The 25,236-nt window shown below is 53.2% G+C and carries 19 protein-coding genes; 8 read left to right on the top strand and 11 right to left on the bottom strand.

Going from position 1 to position 25,236, the window contains the following annotated elements:
* The first annotated feature begins 11 nt into the window (after nt 1–11).
* The 4 genes from HHO50_RS01920 (at nt 12) to HHO50_RS01935 (ending at nt 3,388) form a co-directional block, all read left to right on the top strand.
* Nucleotides 12–512: a hypothetical protein gene (locus HHO50_RS01920; RefSeq protein WP_181304314.1), complete on the top strand. Its 501-nt coding sequence runs from the start codon at nt 12–14 to the stop codon at nt 510–512.
* A 411-nt stretch (nt 513–923) separates the two neighbouring features.
* Entirely contained in the window at nt 924–1,805 is an 882-nt protein-coding gene (locus tag HHO50_RS01925; protein WP_181304315.1) for a glycosyltransferase family 2 protein, read from the top strand.
* A gap of 190 nt (nt 1,806–1,995) precedes the next feature.
* Nucleotides 1,996–2,805, top strand: a complete 810-nt coding sequence (locus HHO50_RS01930) for a metallophosphoesterase (RefSeq protein WP_181304316.1) — start codon at nt 1,996–1,998, stop codon at nt 2,803–2,805.
* A gap of 1 nt (nt 2,806) precedes the next feature.
* Nucleotides 2,807–3,388, top strand: a complete 582-nt coding sequence (locus tag HHO50_RS01935; RefSeq protein WP_181304317.1) for a hypothetical protein — start codon at nt 2,807–2,809, stop codon at nt 3,386–3,388.
* A 580-nt stretch (nt 3,389–3,968) separates the two neighbouring features.
* Here HHO50_RS01935 and HHO50_RS01940 read toward each other — a convergent pair.
* A complete protein-coding gene (locus tag HHO50_RS01940) occupies nt 3,969–4,823 on the bottom strand; it encodes a GNAT family N-acetyltransferase (protein WP_181304318.1) in 855 nt (284 codons plus the stop codon).
* A 529-nt stretch (nt 4,824–5,352) separates the two neighbouring features.
* Between HHO50_RS01940 and ricT the strand changes: the two genes are divergently transcribed.
* The 4 genes from ricT to HHO50_RS01960 all read left to right on the top strand — a co-directional run bounded on the left by ricT (nt 5,353) and on the right by HHO50_RS01960 (nt 12,141).
* The gene (gene ricT / locus HHO50_RS01945) at nt 5,353–6,990 is read left to right on the top strand and encodes a regulatory iron-sulfur-containing complex subunit RicT (RefSeq protein ID WP_370457512.1); all 1,638 of its coding nucleotides are present in this window, start codon (nt 5,353–5,355) and stop codon (nt 6,988–6,990) included.
* Complete coding sequence (locus tag HHO50_RS01950; protein ID WP_181304319.1) at nt 6,990–7,472, top strand: gliding motility lipoprotein GldH; 483 nt, start codon at nt 6,990–6,992, stop codon at nt 7,470–7,472. The genes ricT and HHO50_RS01950 overlap by 1 nt, the downstream gene beginning before the upstream one ends.
* A 170-nt stretch (nt 7,473–7,642) precedes the next feature.
* A complete protein-coding gene (locus HHO50_RS01955; protein ID WP_181304320.1) occupies nt 7,643–8,746 on the top strand; it encodes an endonuclease/exonuclease/phosphatase family protein in 1,104 nt (367 codons plus the stop codon).
* Nucleotides 8,747–10,098: 1,352 nt separating this feature from the next.
* Nucleotides 10,099–12,141, top strand: coding sequence for a hypothetical protein (locus tag HHO50_RS01960; protein WP_181304321.1), 2,043 nt, complete (start codon nt 10,099–10,101; stop codon nt 12,139–12,141).
* A 128-nt stretch (nt 12,142–12,269) separates the two neighbouring features.
* Here HHO50_RS01960 and HHO50_RS01965 read toward each other — a convergent pair whose 3' ends face one another.
* The 10 genes from HHO50_RS01965 to HHO50_RS02010 form a co-directional block, all read right to left on the bottom strand.
* On the bottom strand, nt 12,270–13,139 hold the full coding sequence (locus HHO50_RS01965; RefSeq protein ID WP_181304322.1) for an SDR family oxidoreductase: 870 nt from the start codon (nt 13,137–13,139) through the stop codon (nt 12,270–12,272).
* A 275-nt stretch (nt 13,140–13,414) separates the two neighbouring features.
* A complete protein-coding gene (locus HHO50_RS01970; RefSeq protein ID WP_181304323.1) occupies nt 13,415–14,341 on the bottom strand; it encodes a hypothetical protein in 927 nt (308 codons plus the stop codon).
* Nucleotides 14,331–18,326, bottom strand: a complete 3,996-nt coding sequence (locus tag HHO50_RS01975) for an AAA domain-containing protein (RefSeq protein WP_181304324.1) — start codon at nt 18,324–18,326, stop codon at nt 14,331–14,333. Before HHO50_RS01975 ends, HHO50_RS01970 begins: the two co-directional genes overlap by 11 nt.
* Before the next feature lie 167 nt (nt 18,327–18,493).
* Nucleotides 18,494–19,447 carry a helix-hairpin-helix domain-containing protein gene (locus HHO50_RS01980; protein WP_181304325.1) on the bottom strand — a complete coding sequence of 318 codons (954 nt, stop codon included), beginning with the start codon at nt 19,445–19,447 and terminating at the stop codon, nt 18,494–18,496.
* A 126-nt stretch (nt 19,448–19,573) separates the two neighbouring features.
* Nucleotides 19,574–20,473: an NAD(P)-dependent oxidoreductase gene (locus HHO50_RS01985; RefSeq protein WP_181304326.1), complete on the bottom strand. Its 900-nt coding sequence runs from the start codon at nt 20,471–20,473 to the stop codon at nt 19,574–19,576.
* A 9-nt stretch (nt 20,474–20,482) separates the two neighbouring features.
* The gene (locus HHO50_RS01990) at nt 20,483–21,103 is read right to left on the bottom strand and encodes a peptidylprolyl isomerase (RefSeq protein WP_181304327.1); all 621 of its coding nucleotides are present in this window, start codon (nt 21,101–21,103) and stop codon (nt 20,483–20,485) included.
* A gap of 121 nt (nt 21,104–21,224) precedes the next feature.
* Entirely contained in the window at nt 21,225–22,166 is a 942-nt protein-coding gene (gene hemC / locus HHO50_RS01995) for a hydroxymethylbilane synthase (RefSeq protein WP_181304328.1), read from the bottom strand.
* A gap of 9 nt (nt 22,167–22,175) precedes the next feature.
* The gene (locus tag HHO50_RS02000; RefSeq protein ID WP_181304329.1) at nt 22,176–23,297 is read right to left on the bottom strand and encodes a DNA polymerase III subunit delta; all 1,122 of its coding nucleotides are present in this window, start codon (nt 23,295–23,297) and stop codon (nt 22,176–22,178) included.
* A gap of 270 nt (nt 23,298–23,567) precedes the next feature.
* Nucleotides 23,568–24,830 carry a GlmU family protein gene (locus HHO50_RS02005; protein WP_181304330.1) on the bottom strand — a complete coding sequence of 421 codons (1,263 nt, stop codon included), beginning with the start codon at nt 24,828–24,830 and terminating at the stop codon, nt 23,568–23,570.
* Between the two features lie 70 nt (nt 24,831–24,900).
* On the bottom strand, nt 24,901–25,143 hold the full coding sequence (locus HHO50_RS02010) for a type B 50S ribosomal protein L31 (protein WP_181304331.1): 243 nt from the start codon (nt 25,141–25,143) through the stop codon (nt 24,901–24,903).
* Nucleotides 25,144–25,236 lie beyond the last annotated feature (93 nt).

Genomic DNA, 25,236 nt, shown 5'->3' on the forward strand with positions numbered 1-25,236 from the left:
GGAGAAATACCATGGAAACTACCCCTGAAAAATATGCACATATCATAGGTTGGGGCATAGACGCCGACCCAAAGAACGATCCTACCTACCCCATGAGAAACCGCTCCCGAGAGGAGGACAAAGGGTATACCTGGGAACGACCAACGCAGCAACCAATCACGGTTGAGGTGTTACATTCTATAGAACGCCCAAACGTAACCTCTGTTTTTGGTACTTCTACCCCACCATCGGGACTGAGCGGCATGATCCGGCGCCTGGCCTTCAAGAAAAGCGAGAACGATTACGGCCACTGGTTGCCCTTGGTGCTGGCAGACCGCATTAATGTGGTGGAAGGCATTATTGAAGATATAAAAGGCGGCCGTTTCCCTAACATCATCGCTGAGAAGGGCATGAAAGCCGAATGGCAACACAACCGTTCCGGCCTTCTACGGCAACTAGCCGTAACCGCCATCATTGGCTACGGGGTGATCGCTTATTACAGGGCTAAAAAGAGAAGAGAAAGTGATTACTAACTGCTCTTTCCTTACCCACTTTTAAGAGCATGTTTAAATTTCATTTTTGCGCTACAAACGGCCATAAAAAGAACCTGCGTTCGCCTTTTTTTCGCCCCATAGCGCTGCTACGCGGCTCAAAAAACGCTTCCGCAGAACCTTTCTCTGGTTAGTTGAGCGGCAAACCTCAAATGTAAACAAGCTCTAAAAGAGAAACCCGGCAGTATCTACTACTGCCGGGTTTCTCTTTTTTCAAACATTGGATTGCTCTTATAAAGAAATTTTCGTTTTATCTAAATTATTAAGTTCAGATACTTTAAGTCTTATTTTTAAAGTATTAAACCGCTAAAGAACTTGTAAGGCGGCTACCTTTCACAATTCTTGTAAGCTTTTGAGGAAAAAACCCGGTTGTTTAAAGTCACTGCCACCAGTATGAAAGTTAGCGGATTTACCTTTATAAAGAATGCTATAAAATATGATTATCCCATACTAGAGTCCATTTCCTCCATCTTGCCTCTTTGTGATGAAGTAGTAGTGGCCGTTGGCAAATCAGAAGACAATACCCTGGAACTTATAAGAGGAATAGATTCACCAAAGATTAGGATCATAGAAACGGAATGGGATACCTCTCTCCGGAAAGGTGGGCAGGTGTTAGCGCTTGAGACAGATAAAGCGTTTGCCGCTATCTCCCCTGACGCTGACTGGGCTTTTTACATACAGGGTGATGAAGTGGTGCATGACCAGTACTATCCCAATATAAGGGAAGCCATGCTCAAATACAAAGACTCTCCTGCTCTAGATGGGCTGCTTTTCAAGTATAAGCACTTTTATGGCTCCTATGAATATCTGGGGGAATCAACCCGGTGGTACCGCCATGAGATTAGGGTTATCCGCAACCACCATGGCATCTACTCCTACCAAGATGCACAAGGCTTCAGGAAAGGTAAAAATCAGAAGCTTCAGGTGAAACCAATAGACGCCTACGTGTACCATTATGGGTATGTCAAGGAACCCAAGGCCATGCAACGAAAGCAAGAGAACTTCGGGAAACTCTGGCACTCAGATGAGTACATGGATCAGATAATAGTCAAAGCCGAGGAATTTGATTATGCAGGCATAGATGCTTTGAAATTGTTTGAAGGTTCGCACCCCACCGTCATGACCGAACGGGTCAGGCAAAAGAACTGGAAGTTTACGCATGACATCTCTAAAAAGAGACTTGAACTGAAGGACAGGTTTAAGCTCTTTGTAGAGCGCCTGACAGGTTATAGAATTGGAGAATACAAAAACTATAAAATAGCTCCAGATTCGTGAGAAAAGCTTCTGCAACCCTGCGTAACTTTGCCCTGCTCCGCAACAGATTTCGGCTGCCCAAGCACAAACGTGCTAAGGATGTATTCGTCTGGCAGAAGAACTGCGCAAGAGCAGCTATTGTGTAACGCCATACCTTATTCCTGCAGCCTTGGCACCGCTTAACTTGACCCTTTAGCTTCTCCCATACCCTATGAACAAATGCTTACCAATCTTGGCGGTTTTACTGCTGGCCCTTTCCTCCTGCGACGGGCTTTTTGAGTACCACCCAAACCAGATCATACTAGATAGTGACGAGAAAAACCTAACGGCCTACAATCTTCAAAAGATTAGGCAACAACAGCCCGGCGATACCCTAAAACTGATTGTGATGGGTGACACCCAGCGCTTTTATGATGACGCCCAAGACTTTGTCAAAAAAGCAAACGGGTTCCAGGACATTGATTTCGTGGTACACCAGGGGGACATATCAGATTTCGGGATGACCCAGGAGTTCAAATGGATTCATGATATCATGGAAGACCTCAAGTGGCCCTACTTCACGGTCATTGGCAACCATGACATGCTGGCCAACGCCAGAAAGGTCTATAAAAAGATGTACGGTGACTTCAACTACTCCTTTGTGTACGGCCATACCAAGTTTGTATTCATTGACACCAACAGCCGCGAGTACAGCTTCAATGGAAAAGTGCCTGATTTGGGTTGGCTGCGCGGGCAATTGCAGCAAGAACCTGGTGCCACCTGGAAGCAAGCCATTACTATCTCTCATATTCCGCCCTATGACGGCGATTTTGACAAGAAACTAGAGCTTCCCTTTCACCAGACTTTGAAAGAGAGCAATCTGGTATCTTTAAGCCTTTACGGGCACATCCATAGATGGCTCTCAGAATACCCATATGATAATCACATTCTGTATCATGCCACCACTACTGTGAAAGAAAGAGGTTTTTCCTACATCAGAATCTGGGAAGGCGGTTATGACATCAAAAGAATCGCCTTCTAGCATGAAACCAGCAGCCCTTTTCCTACTTTCGCTCCTGTTCTATACTGTTTCCCTTCGTGCCTACAGCCAGGAGCGGACACCATCACCTTTCCACGTAAAAGCTCAGTTTGCCGGAGACCTTGGGTTTCTCTCTGTGGGGGCGGGCAGATCTTTCTTGAAAGAGAAACTAGAAACAGATCTGTTCTTGGGGTACCTGCCCCAGAAGATAGGCGGAGACAGAATCTTTACCACGGCCATAAAAGCTACTTACGTGCCCTTACGCGCTATTCAGGTAACATCACTGGATTGGCAGTCACTTAGAACCGGGCTGCAGCTAGGGTACACCTTCGGGAACGAGTACTTTGCCTTTGAGCCGCACGACAAGTACCCCAAAAGCTACTACGGCTTCTCCACGGCCCTTCACCTCTATTACTTCTTAGGCGGTCAGGTTGATTTCACCAGAGTAGAAAAACTGAACAGATTCGGGATCTATTATGAAGTTGGCTCTAACGTTGAATACATTGTTTCCTACGTACAGAACCCAGCATACTTAAGCCCTGCCAAAATCTTCAACTTAGCCCTTGGCGTAAGAATGAAGCTGTGAGGTAGGCTATAAGTCACAGTTTTGAACTGAAGAGAGGTTGAAGCATAAATGCTTTAAAAGCATTCCACTCTTGAATAATTGGTGCGCCTTAACAGGAATTGGTGGAGCCAGAACCCACCCCTACCCCTCCCAGGAGGGAATACACCTTGAATGCGCATTAGAGACAAGGCACTGCCTGGTCTCTACACAGGTACAATTGTCATCCCAGTTCCGGCATCACCGCTTCTGCTACTTTCCCCATTTCCAATCTTTCCTGAGCGCGCCTCGCTTTTGGCCCTGGACAGACCTCAGCTAAGAACAACAGACTTCACAGGCCGAAAGGGCAGTGCGAGAAGGGAAGACGGGGCCCCGCGGCCGTGAGCGCATACCGCCAAAGATGAAACAATACAGCACCTGCACCCACGCATTAGGCAGACAAACCAAGGGAACAGCATAAGGCGTGCACCTCCTAATTGCAATAGAATTACGTCTAGAAGCGTATTCTCTCTAAAGAAGCCAATTCCAGGCAAATGCTAAAGCACAGAAACCAACCAATAACAAGTATGGCCTCTTTTTCCCAAAAAGCCCCTAAACCACAGCTTCACACCTGCCACAGCATCTCAAACTGACCCGGTAGTTCCGGCATCTTCCTACCCCTCAAGAATGTTAAAAGGCTTTCGCCCCGCTCATCTACGTTAATCACGCTTACCACCGGCGAGGGGGTGACGGACACCAATTGTTGCAATAACGCCTGGCCAACTCCCTTTCTACGCCAGGCGGGAGCCACGGCTAACTGCGCGATGGCACCGGTGGTTAAGTACACAATACCATAGCCTACACACTCCCCCAAAACATGCGCTTCTACGACCTGCACGTAGGCGGCGCTTCGGTCAATGGCGGCCGTGTGGTGTTGCCAACTCGGTTCCACGTCCCAGAACGTTTGGTACAGCGGCCACTTCAGGAAAGTAACCTGGTGGAATGACACCTCCTGCGGGGCGTGCGAATGCCAATGCAGGTCTGCTTTGGAATGCCTGAAAACATGGAACGTCCGGGGAACCTCAAACCCCAGGCGCTCATAAATCCCGAGTGCCCGCGTGTTCTCCTGAATCACTTCCAACAGACACTGCGTAACCCCGTGTTCTTTGAGCATGGGCAGGCAGAACGCGTACAACCGCTGGGTAAGCGCCTTCCCCCTGGCTTCTGGCACCACGCCGGTACCGCCGTTGTACGCGGTTGTTTGGCCCTGCCAGATCCCAATCCCATTCAAGATAAAACCCGCAGGTTCGTTCTGGTAAACGGCCAGCGGAGAAACGGCCAGGTGGGTACCGTCCCGCCGAAGTTTCATTTCCAGAATGGCTGGCATGAGCACCATGGGCGGTACATAATCCGCGAAAGCGGCATTGAAGAGCGTGCACAGTCTGTCTACCGGCAGTGTTTCTGCAAAAGCAAAGGTCATAGGTGAAGGTGATGGTGAAGCCGAAGCCAAATAACAAAATCAGGGAAGAGAATCAAAACAGGCTAATTCCCTAATTCACGTAAAGTAACCCCCCTTCCATTCTTTATTGGCGTGCAGTGCTCATCCCTCCCGTTTTCAGGCTACTTTTCTGAAAACAGGCTCTAAACCTCAGTTAACGTGGTTCATTCTGCTCTAAGGGAACGCATAGCCCTGCCCTCTTTGTTGGGGAGTTTAAGCTGTTTTTGGGCTATTTTCAACAAAATAAGCCTGAAACAGAATGTGGATAACATAGGCAAACGTACCTGCCTATTCAGATTAAGTTATTATATTTGTTAATTAGGCTCTCAGTATTTGCCGAAGCCAAACGGCTGAAAGCCCATCATCCCCATACACCTCGTCTTCTAAGTCATTTATTTTCAAGAGGATAAAATCACCAGTAGTTGAACGGGAGATGGAGCTTGGCTTTTACGGCGGCAATAGGAGCTATTTTTTTGAAAACAAGAATTATCTATATAAAGGAAATTGACCTGTGGGATGTAGTTCATGTTCTAGTGGCGGCTGCGGCACCAAAACGACTTCTTCGCCTGACGGCACCGAAGTTGTAGCGGGCTGCAAAAGCAACGGCGGTTGCAGCACGGGAGGCTGTAACCGATTAAATGTATTTGATTGGCTCTCAGACATGGAAATACCCGTGTCTTTCAAAGAGTTTGACATAGTAGAGATCCGCTTCAAAGGCGGGCGCAAAGAGTTTTTCCGGAACATCAACCACCTGCCGCTCATCACCGGCGACGCCGTGGTGGTAGACGTGCCCAACGGGCACCACATTGGCCATGTGTCTCTGAAGGGCGAGCTGGTGCGGTTGCAGATGAACAAGAAAAAGGTTCAGAACAACGACGAGCTCCGGAGCATCTACCGCGTGGCCACCGAGAAAGACATGGAGAAGTTCAACCTCGCCCGCGAGCAGGAACCCACCACCATGTACCGCGCCCGTGCCATTGTGCAGGAACTCAAGCTCAAAATGAAGCTCTCAGACGTAGAGTACCAAGCCGATAAAACCAAAGCCACCTTCTTCTACTCCGCCGATGACCGCGTGGATTTCAGGGAACTGATCAAGAAACTGGCTGAGGAATTCAAGGTACGGATTGAGATGCGCCAAATCAGCCTGCGGCACGAAGCCGGACGTTTGGGCGGCATTGGATCTTGCGGCCGTGAACTGTGCTGCTCTACCTGGCTCACCGATTTTAGGAGCGTCTCTACCACGGCGGCGCGTTACCAGAACCTATCTCTGAACCCCAGCAAGCTGTCTGGCCAGTGCGGGCGCCTCAAGTGCTGCCTCAACTATGAGCTGGAAACGTACATGGATGCCCTCAAAGACATCCCGAACGTAAACCGCCCGCTCCAAACCAAAGCCGGAGACGCCTTTCTGCAGAAGACCGACATCTTCCGCCGCATCATGTGGTTCGGGTACCGGGGCGACAGCAACTGGTTCCCGGTCACCGTGGAGCGGGTGCACGAGGTTCTGAAAATGAACGCCGCCGGCGAAATGCCGGAGAACCTGGCCGAGGAAGTGAAAAAGCAGCAGCCCGAAGTGGTGGACTTTGTGGAAGCCCTGGAAGGCAACCTAGACCGTCTGGACGAGCAATACAAAGCCAAGAAAAAACGCAACAAGAAGAAGAATAAAAACGGAGGCACCGCCACCGCTGCCTCGGAAGTGTTGGCCCAAGCAGCCCCCACCCCAGAAGTGCGCCGTGACCGTCCTTCGGGCCGGCCGGTTCCCGCAGAACCAAGGCCACGCCCTGAGCGCGGTAGCGACAGACCGGCAACCTCTGAAAGCAGACCGCCAAGGCCTGAGCGCGAACCCCAGGGGAAAGGCCAGCAGCCGCAAGGCAAGCCCCGCCCAGAGCGTGACCAGAACCAGCAGAACCGCCCGCCCAGAGAGAACCGGCCACCCCGGCCAGAGCGTCTGCCAGGGCAGCGACCGCCGCAAAACAGGCCACAACCGGCAGCACCGCAGGCCGCAACTCCCGGCGCAGTAGCAGCACCGGAAAGACCAGAAGCCCCGCCACGGCCCGAAGGAGAGCAACGCAGCCGCCGGAACCGCAACCGGAACCACAGAAACCGCCGCCCCGGTAGCCCGGAAGGCGCACCACCACAAGCAGAAGCGTAATGGGAAAGTCTTTTCGTCTTTGCCTGATTTTGTTATGCGTGGGTCTGTTGCTGGGCAGCTGTGACGCGAACCGCGTGTTTGAGGAAAACCAGGACATTCCAGACAACCAGTGGCCAGTGGCGTTGGCCCCCGTGTTTGAGTTTGAGATCACAGATACCACGCAGCGGTACAACGTGTTTTTCAACGTGCGTAACGCGCTGCATTACCCGTTCTACAATCTGTACCTGCGGCACTTTCTGGTAGGCCCAGACGGAAAGCAGATCAGCTCCATGCTGCACGAGATGTTCCTGATGGATCCTAAAACGGGTGAGCCCAAAGGTAGCGGCGCCGGTGATATCTTTGACCACCGGTTCAGGGGACTCAAGAACGTGCGTTTCCCCCAGGCCGGGAAATACCAGCTTAAACTAAACCAATACATGCGCCAAGACCCCTTACCGGGCATTATGGCGGTAGGCATACGGGTAGAAAAGGCAGTTCCTTAAGCCCAGCCAGCGTTAAATCCTGAAAGTCGTTTCTGGCCTGATTTTGGCAAATCAAGCTGGAAACGACTTTTTTTTGGCGGTAATTGTTTAGAGCCTTCTACCCGTATTTCTACTTAGGCAACTCTATTCCCCAAAAACAGTATGTGAACGAACCTAACTTTTACTGACCTATGAAACTCGCCCTTGAGCTGCTTGGCTGCTTTTTTATTTTGGCTTCGCTGCTAACGCTGGTAAAAAGCACCAATTGGTGGATAAGAATACTGGATTTTCCACGGGTGCAGGTGGCTTTGCTGGGTACGCTGGTGTTGGGGGGCTATGGTTACCTGTTCGGGTACGAGTTGCTTACCCAGAAGATTTTTGCGGGTTTGCTGGTACTGGCCATTGTCAATGAGTTGGTGCACGTTCACAAATTCACTCCCTTTGTGCGGGTGCAGGCGCTAAGATCCAGGATCAAGGCTCCCAAGAACTCCTTCGGGATCATGATTTCCAACGTACGCATGTCCAACACCAATTATGACCGCTTCCTGAAAGTGGTAAAGGAGAACGACCCAGACCTGCTGCTCATCAATGAACCCAACCAGCGCTGGGCAGACGCCATCTCTGAACTGGATGACCGCTATCCTTACTGCATCAAAGAACCGCTGGAGAACACCTATGGCATGATGCTGTACAGCAAGTTCAAGCTCATAGACTCAGAGGTCAGGTATTTGGTGGAAGAAGGAATTCCCTCCTTTTATACCTTGATTGAGTTGCCAAGCGGCAAAAAGTTTGATCTCTTTACCGTCCATCCGCAGCCGCCGCACCTGCACAAAGACACAGACACCCGTGAGGCCGAGTTACTCACGGTGGCTAAAATGGCCAAAGACTCGCCGTACGCCAGCATTGTCATAGGTGACCTGAACGATGTGGCCTGGTCGTACACCACCAACCTGTTCCGGAAACTAAGCGGCCTACTGGATCCGCGTATTGGCCGGGGGTTCTACAACACCTACAATGCGTTCGTGCCTTTCTTCCGATACTCCCTGGACCATATCTTCTATGACCCGGCCTTCCGGCTGATCAGGATGAAGCGCCTGCCCTTCTTTGGCTCAGACCATTTCCCCATGTTCGTCAGGCTGAACTATGAACCCCTGGAAGCTTACGAGCACCACGTTCCGGAACCCAACCAGGAAGAACAGGAAGACGCCGAAGAACTGCTGAACAACCTGGAGGTGGACATTCCTGCCACCGCCAGTCCCAACACCCTGCAAAAAAAAGCGGACGGGAAAGGATAACAGTATAAAATCCTGGCAGCCCTTCCGGGTATTCTTGAGGCGAGAAGTGAGGTAAACTCAGTAGCTATTGTCTTTGTGCCAGCCTTATTCCTTTCCTTAGAATAACCCCCGATTTATGGGTTTATGGGCTCCTTTTGGCATAAGTAGCAGTAACCGCTCACGGCCACGGGGCCCAGCCTTCCGGCTGAGATAAGTGCGTTAAGATAAGGCTATTACTGCTTGAGACAGCGCCCCCCCCTCGGAGGCTAATCTTGTAGGGAAAAAGAACGGTTATTTATTTCCAAAAGATTCCAGAGAATCAAACCGCTCTTTCGGAGTTCCACTCCGGAAGCCTATTGCCGGGGAGTTCCACTCCCCTTCTTTTACCCGTGGCTCCCGGCGGAGTGGAATTCCGCAGCAGGCAGGTTCAGGAGTAGAACTCCCGAACAGCAGGGAAATATTTTTCTCTACAAGATTAGCCTTTGCCCAGGAGGGGAGCTTCCCCAACTTACTGCTTTTGGCAGGCTAGGGCGCAGATTTACTTCCGTGACGCATATAACTGCCGTTATGCAGGAGCTTCACCCCTACCTCTCTCACAGAGGAGGCCGCTGATGCGTTTAGAGGTTGTTTTGCGAAAAACGAGCCCAAAACGGAGAAACCTGTGAGGTCTTGGAGACCTCACAGGTTTAGCATGAACTGGCATGAGACAGCCGTCCTGTGCCTAAGAACCATACTGTTGTGGTGCGTAGAGTTAGCGCCAGCGCTCTACGCACCCCTGGACAGCCAATCTCCTGATTGGCGAGCCATCGGCACAGACACTCGCAGGTCTAAAGACGCGACAAGGTCTTTTGGAGCAGGCGGTAGTACAGGGAGGGGGAGCCAATAAAAACTGGCGCGAGTCTCCAGACGCACCAGGAGCTACCAGCACGTTTGCGTAACATCAGGCACATAACTTTGCAAGTCACAGATTTACTTTCGTGCCAGAGGAGATCTGCTGCTATTTTCCCTTTGGATAAGCCCCAAAGAGAGCCCCTCCCGCTAAAGCACTGCCGCCACTTCAACTCCAATGCGTACCTGTTATCTAGCAATGGCATAAAACCACTTTCTAGTTTTTACCTCTTTTTCAAAAATCAGGCAGAAAAGACAAGGGCAAAAATTAAATTCACAATTAACCCCTCCAACCTGACATAAATTTTAAGGCTATTCTCTTATATATTCTTTCTGGATTAAAAAATCGCAATGCGGGAGTTAACCATGCAAACACCGGTTCGTATAGTATAAACACTTTCCTCAGAAGTGGGTACAACGCCTGTTTCTAAGGCAAGCTTTCCAAACTCACTATTTCATAAACCTAAAACAAAGGAGATTCAACCATGGAAGACAATCAAAAAGGGCAGCAAAACGATAATAAAGGCTCCTCTACTACTGGATCAGGCAGCGGTGGCATGGGTGCAAACGCTTCAACCTCCTCTTCATCTGATGCGATGGGCAAAAGCTCAACCTCAGATGCCTCTCTTGGATCTTCGGGCGCCCAAGGCAGCTCTGGCTCATCTTCTGGTATGACGGGGCAAAGTGGTTCAGGAGCCAGTGGCTCCAGCGATTCTTCCAATACTTCCGGAACCGGAACCTCTTCATCTGAGTCCAAAACGACAGCGGGTAGGAAAGGCGCCGGAAGCAAAACTTCTTCCACTTCCTCTACTCCAAAAGCCGGCTCTAAAGCAGGTTCTTCTACTTCTGCCAAGGCTTCGGGAGATAAATCAGGCACCGGTAAATCATCTGGCAAATCTGCCTCGGCTTCTACCTCAGATAACAACACAACCGGCGGCTCAGCGGCCTCCATGGGAAGCGGCATGGGCTACGGCGGCTCACAAGGTGGCGAAACCGGCAACCAGGGCAGTTCTTCCATGAGCGGCATTAGTGGTGGCGGTAACTTCAACGGTGAACAAGGCGGCTACGGCGCACAAGGCGGCGGCGGAGCTGGAGGTGCTGGCAACGGCTACCAGGGAGGAGGCAATAACGGCAGCTTCGGCGGCGGAAACTCCTGGAACAACCATGATGACCAACACAACCGTTACGGCGGACAAGGTGGCGGCAACTACGGCAACCAAGGTGGTTCCAACTACGGACAAGGCGGTTACGGCGGCAACAGCAACCAAGGTAGCTCCAACTATGGTATGGGCGGCTATGGTGGCCATACCGGTCACTCACAAGGCGGTCAAGGTGGTTACGGCGGCGGTTCTGGCATGGGCAGCAACCCGTATGGCATGAGTTCACAAGGCGGCTACGCCGGAAATTCTTCGCGCTCAGAATCTGACCGCGGCGGTTATTCAAACTACGGTGGCTCTGGCTATTACGGAAACCAAATGGGCTACGGCACTGAGAGCGGCTACGGCATGCACGGCGGCGGCCAAGGCAGCGGCCACGGTGGATATAGCCAAGGCTACAGCAACCAGCAAGGCGGCTCTTACGGTTCTATGGGCTCCAGAGGTGGTTCTTACAGCGAAGAATACGGTTCACGTGGCGGCTCACGCGGTGGTCAGGGCTACGATGGCAATTCTGACTATGACGGTGGCTACAGCCAGGGCGGAAACGCGTACAGCACCCAATACGGTGGCGGCGGTTCTGGCCGGGGCGGCAGCAATTACGGTTCACATGACATGGGCTCAAGAGGCGGCTACGGCGGTTCTATGGGCAATGACAGGGGCTCCCGCGGTGGTTACGGCTCCTCCCAGGGCGGAAACCAGGATTGGCAAGGCGGTGGCGGCTCACAGGGCGGCCGAGGCAACGATAGCAGCGGCTACGGCTCTATGAGCGGTGGCGGTGGCCAAGGTGGTTACAGCACCCACAATGCCCAGGGCGGCGACTTTGGTTCCCGTTCTTCGCAGGGAGGCGGCAACCGTTCCCAGGGCGGCTACGGTTCTATGGGCGGTGGCAACTACGGCGGTTCTTCTGACGGAGCCAGCCAGGGATCACAAGGCGGCAACTATGGCCAAGGCGGTCATGGCGGTGGCAGCTTTGGCGGTTCCAACTACGGCAACCTGGGCAATGACATGGGCTCGCGCGGTGGATATGGTTCCTCCGGTACCGGTTCCAGAAATGGCGGCCAGGAGCACGGCCACGGCGGTGCCTCTACCGGCGGCGGTTACGGCGACCAGAGCCGTGACTACGGCATGGGCGGCTACGGCCAAGGGGGCAGCAGCTACGGCAGCTCCAGCGGTTACGGTGCCTCTTCTTCTGGTATGGGCTCTCGCGGCGGCTATGGTGACACGCAAGGCAGACAATCCAGCTATGGCGGCGGCGGCTCTGGCTACGAGAATCGCTCCAGATACGGAAACTCCAATGACCATGATGATTCTGAGGATAACAACCGTGACGGACGTTCTTCCCGTGGTGGTTCTTCCAGAGATGACCGTTAGTAGGTTCTAGCCTATACCTTACAACAAAAAGCCCCGCTGAAACTAGCGGGGCTTTTTGTTGTAAGGTATAGCAGTTGTACGAAGCTAAGTACGCGGAAAAATTAGTTTGACATACTTTATTTGATACGTTAGAAGCAATCCCGGTAAGTGACCGCAAATTCCTCAAACGTGTAAGGCGGGCGGCCTATGATCTGCTGCACGTCGCTGGTCACGCCAGAGGCGTAGCCGGCGCGGGAAATGGCGTTCAGTTCCAGTAGGCTTTCGGTCATCCAGTCTGGTAAGTTTTGCTGTTGCATGGCGGCGCGGGCGGCTTCTTCCGGTACATCTAGGTATTCAATGGGGCGGCCGGTGGCGCTGGAGAAAACCTCGGCTATCTCGTAGCCAGAAAGGGCCTGGGGGCCGGTGAGGGTGTAAGCCATTTGCGTGTGTTCATCGGGGTGCAGTAAGATTTGGGCGGCTACGTCTCCTATATCCCTGACGTCAATGTAAGAGACCCGGCCATTCCCCATGGGCAGATAGAAAGCGTTTTCAGCTTTTATACTGGGCGCGTACTGGTGCACGAAATTCTGCATGAAAGAGCCGGGCCGCAGCAGCGTATAATTCAGTCCAGAGCTCTTCAGGTAATCTTCGGCTTGGCGGTGCCACTGCCCCAGTTGGATGCCCGGCTCCACCTCCGCCCCGCTGGCCGAAAGGCGTACCACATGCCGTACCCCGGCGGCCTGGGCGGCATCGGTCAGTTTTTGGGCCATTTCCACCTGATCGGCAGTAAAAGGGGTAATCAGGAAAGCAGTGTTCACCCCGGTGAAAGCCACCGCCAAACTCTCTGGCCGCTCAAAGTTGATTTCCACCAGTTCTACCCCGGGCAGGCGCTTGAGGTTATCTCCTTTGATGAGGGAGCGTACTCCAGCCCGCACATCAGCCCCCAACGCCGAAAGTGCTTTTACGGTGGCAGAACCAACGGTGCCGGTCGCGCCGGTTACCAAGATGATAGTAGACATATTGCTGAGGTTGAAGGTTTGGTCTGAAGGATGCTTCCCTCCTGATGTATTCCCTTCAAACGGAAAAAAGACCGGAGCGTTTTCCGGCTGTTTTGGAAAAAACAGACCAGATACAGAAAACCGCTTCCGGGCTGGTCAGCGGGTTCAAGTTACCTACCAAACCTTCTCGCCAGCGGGAAGGCCTGGTACTTTTTATTACCGAGTTTTCAAGTGGAAAGAACAGGGAGCCCACTTGCCGTTTTGCGCCTGTTTTCCTGAAAACAGGCGCAAAACGGCTACTTCTTCAGACTCAGCATAAACAGCGTTCCCTTCTCGTTGGAGATCATCATGTCGGTGTCGTTCACGAAGACCAATCCTTCGGCCTGGCCTACTTTGCCCAGCGGAATCTGCTCTTTCCTGCCTTTGAATGCCTGCTCGGGGCTATCGGCGGCCAAGAGGTAAACCCAACCTTCGCCCAGCAGGGCAATGTGACGGCCATCTGGGGAAATGTCTGCGGCGGTGATTTTGGTGGTGATCTGGATACTGTCCAGGGGGGCTACGGTCTGGGTTGCCCCCGGCTGGTTGGCGACCTTGTAGAGTTTCACCCAGTCGCCTTTGCCCCGGTTTTTGGTGAAGAGGTAGAAGGCGTTGTTGTGCAGGAGAAAGCCCTCCACGTCAAAATTCTGGTTCTGCTTGGATGGCGGAAACTCTGTCTGGTCGGCGTACTTGAACGGGATGGTGCCCACCACTTTCTTCGCTTTTTCGTCTACCTTCAGAATCTGCAGATCTTGGCGGGTGTTCTCGTTGTTGCCCATGTCGCCCAGGTAGAGGAACCCGTCTGTGCCGCGGGTAATGTCTTCCCAGTCATTGTTTTTGGCGCCCTGCACGTTCATGGTCTCCAGCAGCTCGCCAGATTGGTTTATTTTGTATAAAACCGCCTCATTGCCCGCGTCTGGGTGCGTCCAGAAATTGCCATCGGCGGAAGCCTCCAGCCCTGAGCTTTCGGGCACCGATTCCTTGCCCATTTTGCTCATCTCCCGCAGGTCATACTTGTTGTTGACGGCAAAGCCCTCAGAGGCGGGGTTCTTGTCTTTCTTTTTCTTGCCTTCTTTCTTGTCTGATGTATCTGAGGCCACGTTTTCGCCCTGCGCCGATCCGGTGTCACAGGCCACGGCAACGAGCAAGCTAAGGCCGGCGGTAATTTCCAGTAATTTACTTTTCATAGGGTTGGGACAATTGGGTGAGTTTCTGCCAGACCTGCTCAGGCTGGTTCCAGAACTGACGGCTGTACACGGCTCCGTATTTCCAGCCCCGGGCTTTGAGGCGCAAAGGCACATCGGCGTGCGAGGCTTTGGCCGAAGGTCTACGGAAGTACAGATCGTCATCCGTTAACACTACGGCCTCATACCGGCTGCCGTTGCGGAAAGTGAGGTCGGCAAAGGGAAGTTCCAAGGATAACCGCGTATTTGTCTTGTTTTGGCCAAACTCCTTTACTAACGCCGGGTACAAAAGCAAGGCCGAGGGGATGTTGGCCGGGGGCGATGGCCTGGGCGTGAAGCCGTTCTCGCTCACCTCGCGGGCAAAGGCCAGGTACTCGCGCAACAGCCTCGGGCCAGGGTGTTTCACGTTCTCCGTGGGGAATTGCTCGGGCCACAGACTGGTCACCACGTACACCCGTTTGATGGCCCGCGTGATGGCCACGTTCAGCCGGTTCTCGCCTTTGGCCGCGTTCAGGCTCCCGAACATGGCCCGCACCACGCCGGTGGCATCAGGCGCGTACCCAATGGAGAAGATGATGTATTGCCGCTCATCGCCTTGAATGTTCTCAATGTTCTTGATGATAAGTTCCTGGGGCAGTTTCACGTTTTGGGCCAGGGCCGCTTCTTCCAGTAAATCCTGCACCAACTGTTGCTGCGGAAAGTTGAAGGTAATCACCCCAATGTTGGTTTCGCCCTTACTCATCAACTCAAACACCAAATCGCGCACGCGTTCGGCCTCTACCCTGTTGGTCTGGTTTTCCCAAACGCCTTCTACTTTCAGGTATTGCAGCGCCGGCTCGGCGGTATTCATGGCCTCCAACTTAGGAATAAGCTGGAGTTTATGCCGGTAGAAATGCTGGTTGGAGAACTGAATCAACTCTGGGTATTGGCTGCGGTAATGCTCAGAAAGCAGCGTCTGCGGCAGGTGCAGCGCGCTCAACTGCAACAGCGATTCCACCAACAGTTCCTCCGTCTCGTCCTCATCTGTCCCGAAACGCACGCGGTACAGGTCTGACGGCCCCAACTGCTGCTCATCACCGGCGATTACGGCCTGTTTTGCCCGAATCATAGCCGGAATACCCACCTCCGCGAAACACTGCGAGGCTTCGTCAAAGATCACCAGATCAAAGATGCGCTCCAGCGGAAACAACGCCGAGACCGTTTCGGGCGAAGCCAGCCAACACGGCAGCAACTGACGTATTTCCGCGCCAAACTCAGCGTTCAGTTTGCGCAGCGGGAACAGCATCCGCTTTTTACTTACCTGCGTGAGCAAGCGGCGGTACGTAACCGGATTGCCCAGCCGGTTGTACTCCATGCTCTTGTACGTCTGCTCGCGCAGGTTGAGCAAAATGATTTGGCGGCTCAGCTCGGCCTTCTGCTTGATCTTTTCCTGCAGTTCAGTCTCCAGCCGCTCCAGTTCACCGGTACTCACAATGGTGAGCACCGGGTTTTGGCCTTCCAGATGCTGCACCCAAGCTAGTAAAACGCTATTCTCTACTGCCTGCAGTTGGGCTTCCACGCTTTGCGGAACTGCGGGCCGCAGGTCATCCAGCCAAGTCCGCAACTCAGGTGAGAAGGTTTGCACCAAAGCATCAAAAAGCACCATCCGGTCGAAGTGCTCGGCCAGGCTTTGCCCCATTCTCTGAGTGGCATTGGCATCCGTAGCCATCACCTCTATCTGCGAGGGAGTAAGCCAGCTTTCCCACTCGCGGATCTGTTCCTGCAGCTGCTTTAGTTTTGGCAGTGTTTGCGAGAAAATAGCCCTAAAACGCTCTGTCTGCGTCTGCAATAGAGTATCTGGCAAAACGTCATAGGCGATGAGCCTTTGAATGACTTTCCGCTGTTCCCACGCCTGCTGCAGGGCTGCCAATTCCTGAATAGCCTCCGCTCCAAAAAAATCAGCCGGAACTTCTAAAGCGGGTTCCAGCAATTTTAAGTTTTGCCATTGGGTTTGCAGAGCTTCCCATTGCTTCAAGGCAGTGCGCAGGTGCTCTACGGCGGTATCTGAGTTGGTCAGGTTCTTGCCTTCGGCGAACGCCGCCAGTTTCTTTTTATCTGAGGAAAAACTCCACTGGATTTTGCTCAGGAAACCGCGTTGGGCTTGGTCATACGCCGCCAATAATTGAGTGACTTGCTGGGCCTCTGTAGGTGAAAGTTTGGTTTGCGTAGCGGCGGTTTCCTGTTGCAGTTGGGTTCGTTGGGTTTCGCGCTGCTTGTAGTCCTTGGTTTGGGCCAGATTTCCGAAAAACAGGCGGGAAACCACTTTGTCTGCCAAGGCGTTATGCACGGCGTAAAGGGTGGGCAGTTCCTGCAGTAAGGCCTGGAGCGCGTCCCAGGGTTCGGCTTGGGAAGGGATCAATTCCTGTACTTGCCCGGCAGTGGCTTGCGCCGAAGCCGGGATTTCGGTCAGCAGTTGGGTCAGTTTCTGGCGTTCTGTCCAGGTGTGGTGATGGAAAGACCGGCGGTCGTTCCACGGGAAATCCGGGCTTTGCAGCAGTACCGCGTCTTGCAGGTAATGCAGCAGGCGCGGACGCCACTCTTGCCAGGTGGTAGCGGTGAAGTGGAGGTAAATGCCTTCGGCGGAGAGGTGCGGGGCCCGTGGGTTGCTGCGCAGGTACAATTCTTTGGGCGACCAGCCGCAGGTCTCGGTATCAAACAATGCCTCTTTCAGACTGTGCAGCCGTTCAGAGATCTGGTTGATGCGGCGGCTGGTTTCCAGAAACTGCCGTTCGGCCTGAATGTTGCCTAACGCCACGTTCTGCCGCTGGTATTCTTCTACCTGCTCAATCTGCTGCCGTATTTTAAAGAAAACCGCCGGTCTATCTAAGTTCAGGTCATGCACCAACGCCGAGAACTGGTCTAAGCCGGTGGTGGACAGACGTTGGTACACGACGTCCAGCGCGGCCCGCTTCTGGCACACCACCAACACACTTTTGCCCCGCGCCAGGTAATCTGACACCAAATTACAGATGAGCTGTGATTTGCCCGTGCCCGGCGGCCCCTGCACCACCACACTTTGCCCCGCTTTCACCTGCCGGAGTGCGGCTTCCTGCGAGGCATCGGCGTCAAAGGCGGTGAACAGTTGCTGCTCCAGTTGCGCCTGCGCGGAGGTGACCTCGGTTTGCGGCAAGAGCAGTTCCTCCAAAGACTCCGCGGGCGGGTTTTCCAGCAGGTCATCGTAGTCTGCTAATTGGTAGGAACCCGCTTGGGGAAAGATGCCTAGCACGGCTTCGGGTTGGAGTTTCAGTTGGCCGGGTTTCCAGGTTTTCTCCAGATCATCGCGTTTATAGGCTTTGAACGGCTGCAACGCGTCTTTCATCAACTCCTGATTGAAGTTGATTTCCAGGTTACTTTCCTTCAAAAGTTCATAAAGCTTGGTGCGGAATTGCAGGTCATCGGAAGGAAACTCGTCAAAGTCCTCTTCCATGAGCGCCTCATCTGGCGTGAGGTTGAGGTAATGCGCGTAAGCCAGCAGAAAGCTTTTGTTGAAGAAAGCAGGCGAGTCTTCTGGGCGCACCAGTTGCCATTGGCGTTTCTCGTTCACCCGCAGTTCCACCGGGAAAAACAGCAAGGGGCAGCGCACGAGCGTCCCATCTGTGAAAGTGCCCTCCACGAAGGGCCACCCCACAAACAACTCCTTCGCGCCGCGCTCTTCCCAGATCATGTGTGCCCGGCGCTGGATGGTCTTCAGGCTCTTGGTGAGCGGGGCCAAGGTGGCATCCCGGGCATCGGCAACGGCACACAGCGTTAGGTTCTGCTTTCCGGCCAAAAGGTCTTTCACGTACTCATAAGACGGACTTTTGTGGGCGAAGTCCAGAGCGTGAAGGTCTAAGTGCAGGCTGGCGGAGGGCTTAAGTAACACCAGAGACCTATTGGAACCACTAAGATTCAGGAGACGGCGCTGGTACTGTTTGAGCAGGTGCGGAAGCGGGGTTTCGGGATTGGGCATACAAGGTAAACGGTGAGGCCTGGAGGGTGTTGTACGAAGAATTTCGCGTTTTTAGGGCGTGGTTAAATTACGCATTGCCACACGCAATCCACAAGGGATTACCCCTACAAATAACCTAGTTACTGTAATTTCAGGCTGTTTTAAGTAAAACAGCCATAAAACAGAAATTACTGAACCGTCAAATACGGCTGCAGCTTCTGGAACTTTGCCTCCTCTATGAGTTTGATTTTGCGGAGTTCTTCTAGACTAGGATACGGCCCGTGTTGCGTGCGGTAATTCACAATGGCTTTGGCCAGGCTGAAACCGATGTACGGGTGTTGCCGAAGCGCTTCAAACGTGGCCGTATTGAGGTTGATCTTACGGGGTGCGTTGGCTTTGGAGAGGAAGCCGTACTTGCGCACACTGTCCACTATCTCGGGGGCCAACCCGTAGACCTCCGCCACCTGCTCTACGGAGTGGAAGCCGCCCATCTTGTTCCTAAAAGCGACAATCCTGGCCGACAACTTACTGCCAATCCCTTTAATCTGCTTCAGCTCGGTGGTATCGGCGGTGTTGAGGTCAAACGGCTGTACCTCCCACCGCTTGCGCGGGTACTCCGTTTTAGGCCTGTTTTCTGGATAAGGCCCCGAAAACGGCTGGTCTTTTTTGTACGTGTCTGCGTACCCGGGGCTTTCATCGGGTAGGTTGATGTACGGGTACCATAACTGGAAAAGCGAATCTGGGAGGCCGTAGATTTTCTGCAGTTGGGCTTTGCTTTTGAAGGCACCGGCCTTGGCCTTGTAGTTGAGAATGCGCTGCGCGATGTACTTGTTGAGCCCCAATTCCTGCCACTGCTCCACGGTTAGCTGGTTTGGGTTGAAGCGGTATAGTTTGATGGGCTTGCGCCGGTAGGAGCCCGCTCTTTCGGTTTCGGCTACTTTTACCTGGGTATCCAATTGTACTACCAGACTGTCCAGCAGCTGCTGGTCGGCGGTGGGGTCATAGGGAACATCGTCCTGGAAAAAGAAAAATGGTGCCGCTATGAGCACTACCATCAGAAAAATCAGAATAAAGAACTGCTTCAGCTCCCGTTGGGAGAACGAAAAGTAACCCTGAAGAGCGCGAAGCAGACGGTTCAGCATAGACGCTTTCTACGGGGAAAGTAGAGGGAAGGATGATGGTAGCTTACCCAATAAAGCAAAATCGGTTTTGGGGCTGTTTTGATGAAAACAGCCCCAAAACCGATTTTCTAGAGATAGGCCGGCCGCTTAAATCTGCCCTGCCACAATGGCAATGCTTTCTTTGAAGGTGCGGGGCTGGAAGCCTAGCTGCGTTTTGGCTTTGGTGATGTCAAAACCGGTGCGCGGCGGGCGTTTGGCGGGTTGGGTGAAGAGGGTGCCGTCTACTTCCTCAATCAGGGTTTTGTCTAGGTTGAAGTACTCGGCTACCTGTACGGCCATTTGGTGCGGGGTCAATAACTCTTCGCCGGAGATGTTGAAGATGCCCTGGGCGTCGTGTTGGGCGGCGAGCCAGCAGCCCTGGGCGAGGTCTTCGGCGAGGGTGGGCGTGCGGAGTTGGTCATTCACTACTTTGATGTGCTTGCCTTGCTCCAGGCTGCCTTTCACCCACAATACAATGTTAGAACGGCCATAGTCATGCACAATCCCGAAGACCAATACGGTGCGCAGGATGGCCCATTTGCAGGCGGCGCGTTTCACCAGTTCCTCGGCGGCCAGTTTGCTCTCGCCGTAGAAATTGACGGGCGCACCTTCGGCTTCCTCGGTATAAGGGCCGTTTTCACCATCGAAGATAAAATCAGTGGAGACGTGGATGAGGTGCACGCCGTGCCGTTCACAGGCTTTCACCAGGTTCTCTACCGCGTCTACGTTCTGTTTCCAGCATTCTTCGCGTTGGCTCTCGCAGTCATCTACGTTGGTCATGGCCGCGGTGTGGATGATGTGCGTAGGCTGGGTTTGGGCAATTACCTGTTCCACCTGGTCGGCATTGGCCACGTCCATGGCCGCGAAGGCTACGTGCGGGTACAAACCGGCTAATTTGTTCTGCCCACGGGAAGAGGCTATCAATTTGATGTGCGCTTCTGTGTGCAGCAGGCCAATCAGTTTCTGCCCCAGCAGACCGTTGGAACCGGTAATGAGGATGGTCTTCATAGTGGAAGGTTATTCGTAGCGGTAGCCGTACAATTTAGTGATTTTCTTTTTCTTCATCTTGTTGGCGGTCACCGTCATCTTGATGTCCTGGGTAGGGCGGTCGCGGTAATCTTTGGGGGCGTCCGCTATTTTGTCAATGACAGACAAACCGTCAATCACCTGTCCGTACACGGTGTATTGCTTGTCCAGGAACGGCACGCCTTCATGGTTCTCTACCAGGTAGAACTGAGAGCCGCTGGATTCACGGTTAGGGTTCATCTCATCGCCCATGCGGGCAGCCGCCAAAGCGCCATAGACGTGCTTGTGGTGCGGAAGGATTTCGGCAGGAAGGGTGTACCCCGGATTACCGGCTCCGTCATTATCGGGGTCACTGTCCTTGGTGTTAGGATCACCGCCCTGGATCATGAAATCTTTGATAACCCGGTGGAAAGTGGTGCCGTCATAGAACTTCTGTTTCACCAGTTTCAGGAAGTTTTCGCGGTGCTTGGGCGTGTCTTCAAACAAGACCAACCGTATAATGCCCTGTGGCGTGGAGATGGTGACCAGGTAATCTTTCTTGCTTTTCTTCTGGGCCATGCCCGCCACACTCAACAGCAGCAGCATGGTCAGTAGGAATAAACTTCTTTTCATTTTGCAAGCATCGTTTTAAGGCTGTTTTCAGGAAATAAAGCCGAAAACAGGTATTCTATATTTCTTGTTTTTGACGTTGTGAGGCAACTCAAAGAATCTCGGTTCAACTCTGGCTCCGCTATTAGCGTTCTGCTCTAATCGATTTCAGGATTCTGTCACCGCCCTGGCTTAGAACAACGTGCGCCAGTTGCTCTCCCATGGCCTCAGCCTGATCAGAAGAACCGGTCATTTCCTCCAGAATAAGTTGTTCACCGTCCAGGCTGATGATCCCGGCTTTTAGGGTCAGGGTCTCGCCGTCAAGGGTAGCCAGGGCGAAGGACGGGATGCTGCAACCGCCCTCCATGGTGCGTAGGTAGGCACGTTCGGCCAAGAGGCAGAGGTGGGTAGGTTTGTGGTCTAAGGCCAATTTCAGGTTCAGCTTGCGTTCCAGCGGAAGCGTTTTGGCGCACTCAATGGCCACGCTGCCCTGCCCGGCGGCGGGAATGAATGTATCCAATGGCAAATGCTGCGCAATCATGTGGTCGTACTGCATGCGGGCCACCCCGGCGTAGGCGAGCAGAATGGCATCGTACTGGCCGTCTTTCAGTTTCTGGATACGGGTTTGCAGGTTGCCCCGGCACTCAGCCGTAATCACGTTGGGGTAGAACCGCTTGAGCATAGACCGGCGGCGGGTGGAAGAAGTCCCGATGACTTGTTGCCCTTCGCCCAACTTGAACAACGGGTCAAAGGAAATCACCACGTCATGCACTTTCTCGCGCTCCATGAAGGCCAGCAGTTCCAGGTCGTCTGGAATGGTGGACTGCACGTCTTTGGCACTGTGCACGGCAATATCGGTGGCCCCGGTGCGCAGGCTTTCCTCCAGTTCCTCGGTGAACACGCCTTTCGCGCCTATTTTATCCAAAGAACGGTCTAAAACAATATCTCCCTTGGTGGTGATGGTGACGATCTCCACTTCCAGGCCGTTGGCGCGCAGCGTGTCAGCCACGTGATGGGCCTGCCACAAAGCGAGGCGGCTGCCGCGGGTACCAATGCGAATGGGAGACGTTGATTGGGTTGTTTCCATATTAGTAACTTATGCCACCGGCCTGATGAGCTGGGCAATTTGGATGGACGTATTTAAAAACGTGATTTTAGGGTGCGCGTTCCGCTCAATGTGGTAATGCGCCTCGTTCAATTCCTGCGACAGTTGCGCCCCGTTGCCCTGGTGGATGAGTTTGGCGAACTTCTGCACGAAGTCCAGTTCGGGCGGCGGCAGAAAGGCAATCAGCTTGCTGTCTACGCCGTACAAAAGCACTTTTCTGAGCAAACCCAGCGCAAACTGCAGGAAGTTCTTCTGGTTCTCGCGGCCCAGTTTCTGGAAATCTTCGCTCTGCTCCAGTACGCCAGCAAACTTATGGTTGTAGCACAGGCGCATCCAGCTCAGGAAGAACGTAAAGTAATCTGAGGTCATTTCCTGGCTCAGGACGCGGGCGGCCTGCAGGTTTCCTTCGGCCAAAGAGACCACCTGGTACGCGCGCTCCCGCTCGGTGCCTTGCTGCTCTACCAGGTATTGGATGACTTCTTCATCGGTGAACGCCCGCACTTTCACCAGTTGGGTACGGGACAAAATGGTGGGCATGATTTTGTCTGAGGCGTTGCTCACCAGCAGAAACACGGTGGCGGCGGGCGGTTCTTCCAACAGCTTCAGGAGGGCGTTGGCGGCGCTGGCGTTCATGAGCTCGGGCAACCAGATCACAATGACTTTGTATTTCGCCTCGAAGGCTTTGAGCGAGGTCATGCGCACCAACTCTCGGCTCTCGCCTACCGGAATGGAGCCCTGTTTGTTCTCGGCGCCAATGAACTGCATCCAGTCGTTGAGGGTCTGGTACGGGCTATCGCTTAGGAAAACGCGCCACTGGGTCACAAAGTTCTTGCTCAGGGCATCCTGGTCTTTCACTTTGGTCACCGGCATCACGAAGTTCAGATCTGGGTGAATGCGCTTGCCTATTTTGTTGCAGCTGGGGCACACGCCGCAGGAATCCTGGGGCTGCGGGTCTTCGCAGTTCAGGTACTGGGCATAGGCCAGCGCCAGCGCCAGGTTGGCACTTCCCTCAGAACCTAAAAAAAGCTGCGCGTGGGCCACGTGCTGGGCTTTGACGGAATTGAGCAGCAGTTGCTTTGTTTCCTGGTGGCCGTATATCTGGGAAAACTGCACGTATGAATTTACTGTTTTTAAACGAGGGCCGGAGAAACCTACTTCCCCGCCATTTGTCTGTAAAGATAACGGCGACGGCTGGTTTTTGCCCTACTTTTCAGAAAATAGCGTAAAAACCAGCCGTCGCCGAAGGGATTGTGTAGCAGGACAAATGAGGCTATCTATATTGTCTTCCTGAAAGGATCTTGTGGGGGAGCTAGAAAAGCGGTCAATTAAGCCCATTGCCGTTCGCCGCCAAGATCCTTCCAGGAGGACAAGGAGAAAAGATAGTTATTTCTGTCCGGTCACTTCTGTCTTTTGTGGTGAAGCGATTGTCCCTGCTGGCGCTTCCTCCCAGGTGCGGGAAGGCTTGGTTACCTCAAACAAATGGTCAAAGATGGCACGGTCTTCCTGGGTGACCGTCAATCCTCGGCGGCCGAACACGGCCCCGGCCACTTCATAGAACTTTGGCAACTTGAACGTTTGCGGCTCGGCCCCGCCGCCCCAGGTAAACGACGGAATAAAATTGGGCGGATAACCAGCCCCGAACACGTTGGCCCCCACGCCCACCACCGTACCGGTATTGAACATGGTGTTGATGCCCGTTTTGGCGTGATCGGCCATAATCAGGCCACAGAACTGTAGGCCGGTGTCTACGAATTTTTCCTGGGCATGGCTGTACAGTTTCACGTTGGAGTAGTTGTTCTTGAGGTTGGAGGTGTTGGTATCTGCCCCGAAGTTGCACCACTCTCCCACCACCGAGTTGCCCAAAAACCCGTCATGGCTTTTGTTGGAGTGCCCGAAGAACACGCAGTTGCTGATCTCGCCGCCCACTTTGCAGAAAGGCCCTATGGTCACGTCGCCGCGCATTTTGCCGCCCATGTTGATGACGCTTTCCTCGCAAATGGCAAATGGCCCTCTAATGACGGTACCTTCCTGTATCTGCGCGTTCTTCCCGATGTAAATGGGCCCGTTTTCGGCGTTCAGGATAGCGGCTTTGAACTGGGCACCTTCCTCAATGAAGATGTTCTCAGCATTATACGCCACCGTGTGCGGGTCTGCCAGCGGTTGACTTACCCGCCCTCTGGTGACCAGTTGGAAGTCTTCCCGTATCTGCGCGCCGTTGAACCTGAAAATATCCCAAAGTTGCTGAATGACCGCATGCGGCGGAAGCTCTATCTGCTTTCTGTGGGTTGTAGTGTGCTGGTATACCTCCTCTACGCTTCCCAGTTCCAGGCTATCGGCGTTCAGGGCCACCAGAAGACTGTCTTGAAACAGCGTTCCGCCGGCAGGTAACTGGTTTATCTGCGCTACCAGGTCAGCCGTAGGGCAGACAGCTCCGTTCACGTAAAAGTTCTTCCCTCCCTCCAGCCGCTGCCTGAATTTGCTTTGCAGGTAATCCTCGGCCAGGTAGGAAACTACCCCCCCAGAGAGAAGCTGCCACTTCTGGGCAATGGTCATGATGCCGATCCGGATCTCGGCCACCGGCCGGGTGAAGGTAAGCGGAAGCAGGTTGGCCCGCAGCACCGGGTCATCAAAGAGAATGATGTTCATAAGGCAAAAATAAAAAAGTCTCCCTGAAAAAGTATCAGGAAGACTTCTATACGGTGAACCGTCAACACGCTTATTTCTTGTAACGCTGCTTGAACTTGTCAATACGCCCGGCGGTATCCACGTAGATGTTTTTACCGGTGTAGAACGGGTGCGACGCAGAAGAAACCTCCACTTTGATTACGGGGTAGGTCTTGCCGTCTTCCATGGTGATGGTCTCATTGGAGTTCATGGTAGAACGGGTGATGAATTTAAAATCACTGGAAGTGTCCTGGAAAACCACTTCTCTGTATTCAGGATGAAGGTCCTTTTTCATTATTCTATATTTTTAACTTCGGATTTCTGGAATAGGACTGCAAAAGTAAAGCATTTGCCTCAGATTTAAAACCTTTTCTCAGAAATATTTCCA

Source organism: Rufibacter sp. XAAS-G3-1 (assembly GCF_013623775.1).
Lineage (GTDB): Bacteria > Bacteroidota > Bacteroidia > Cytophagales > Hymenobacteraceae > Nibribacter.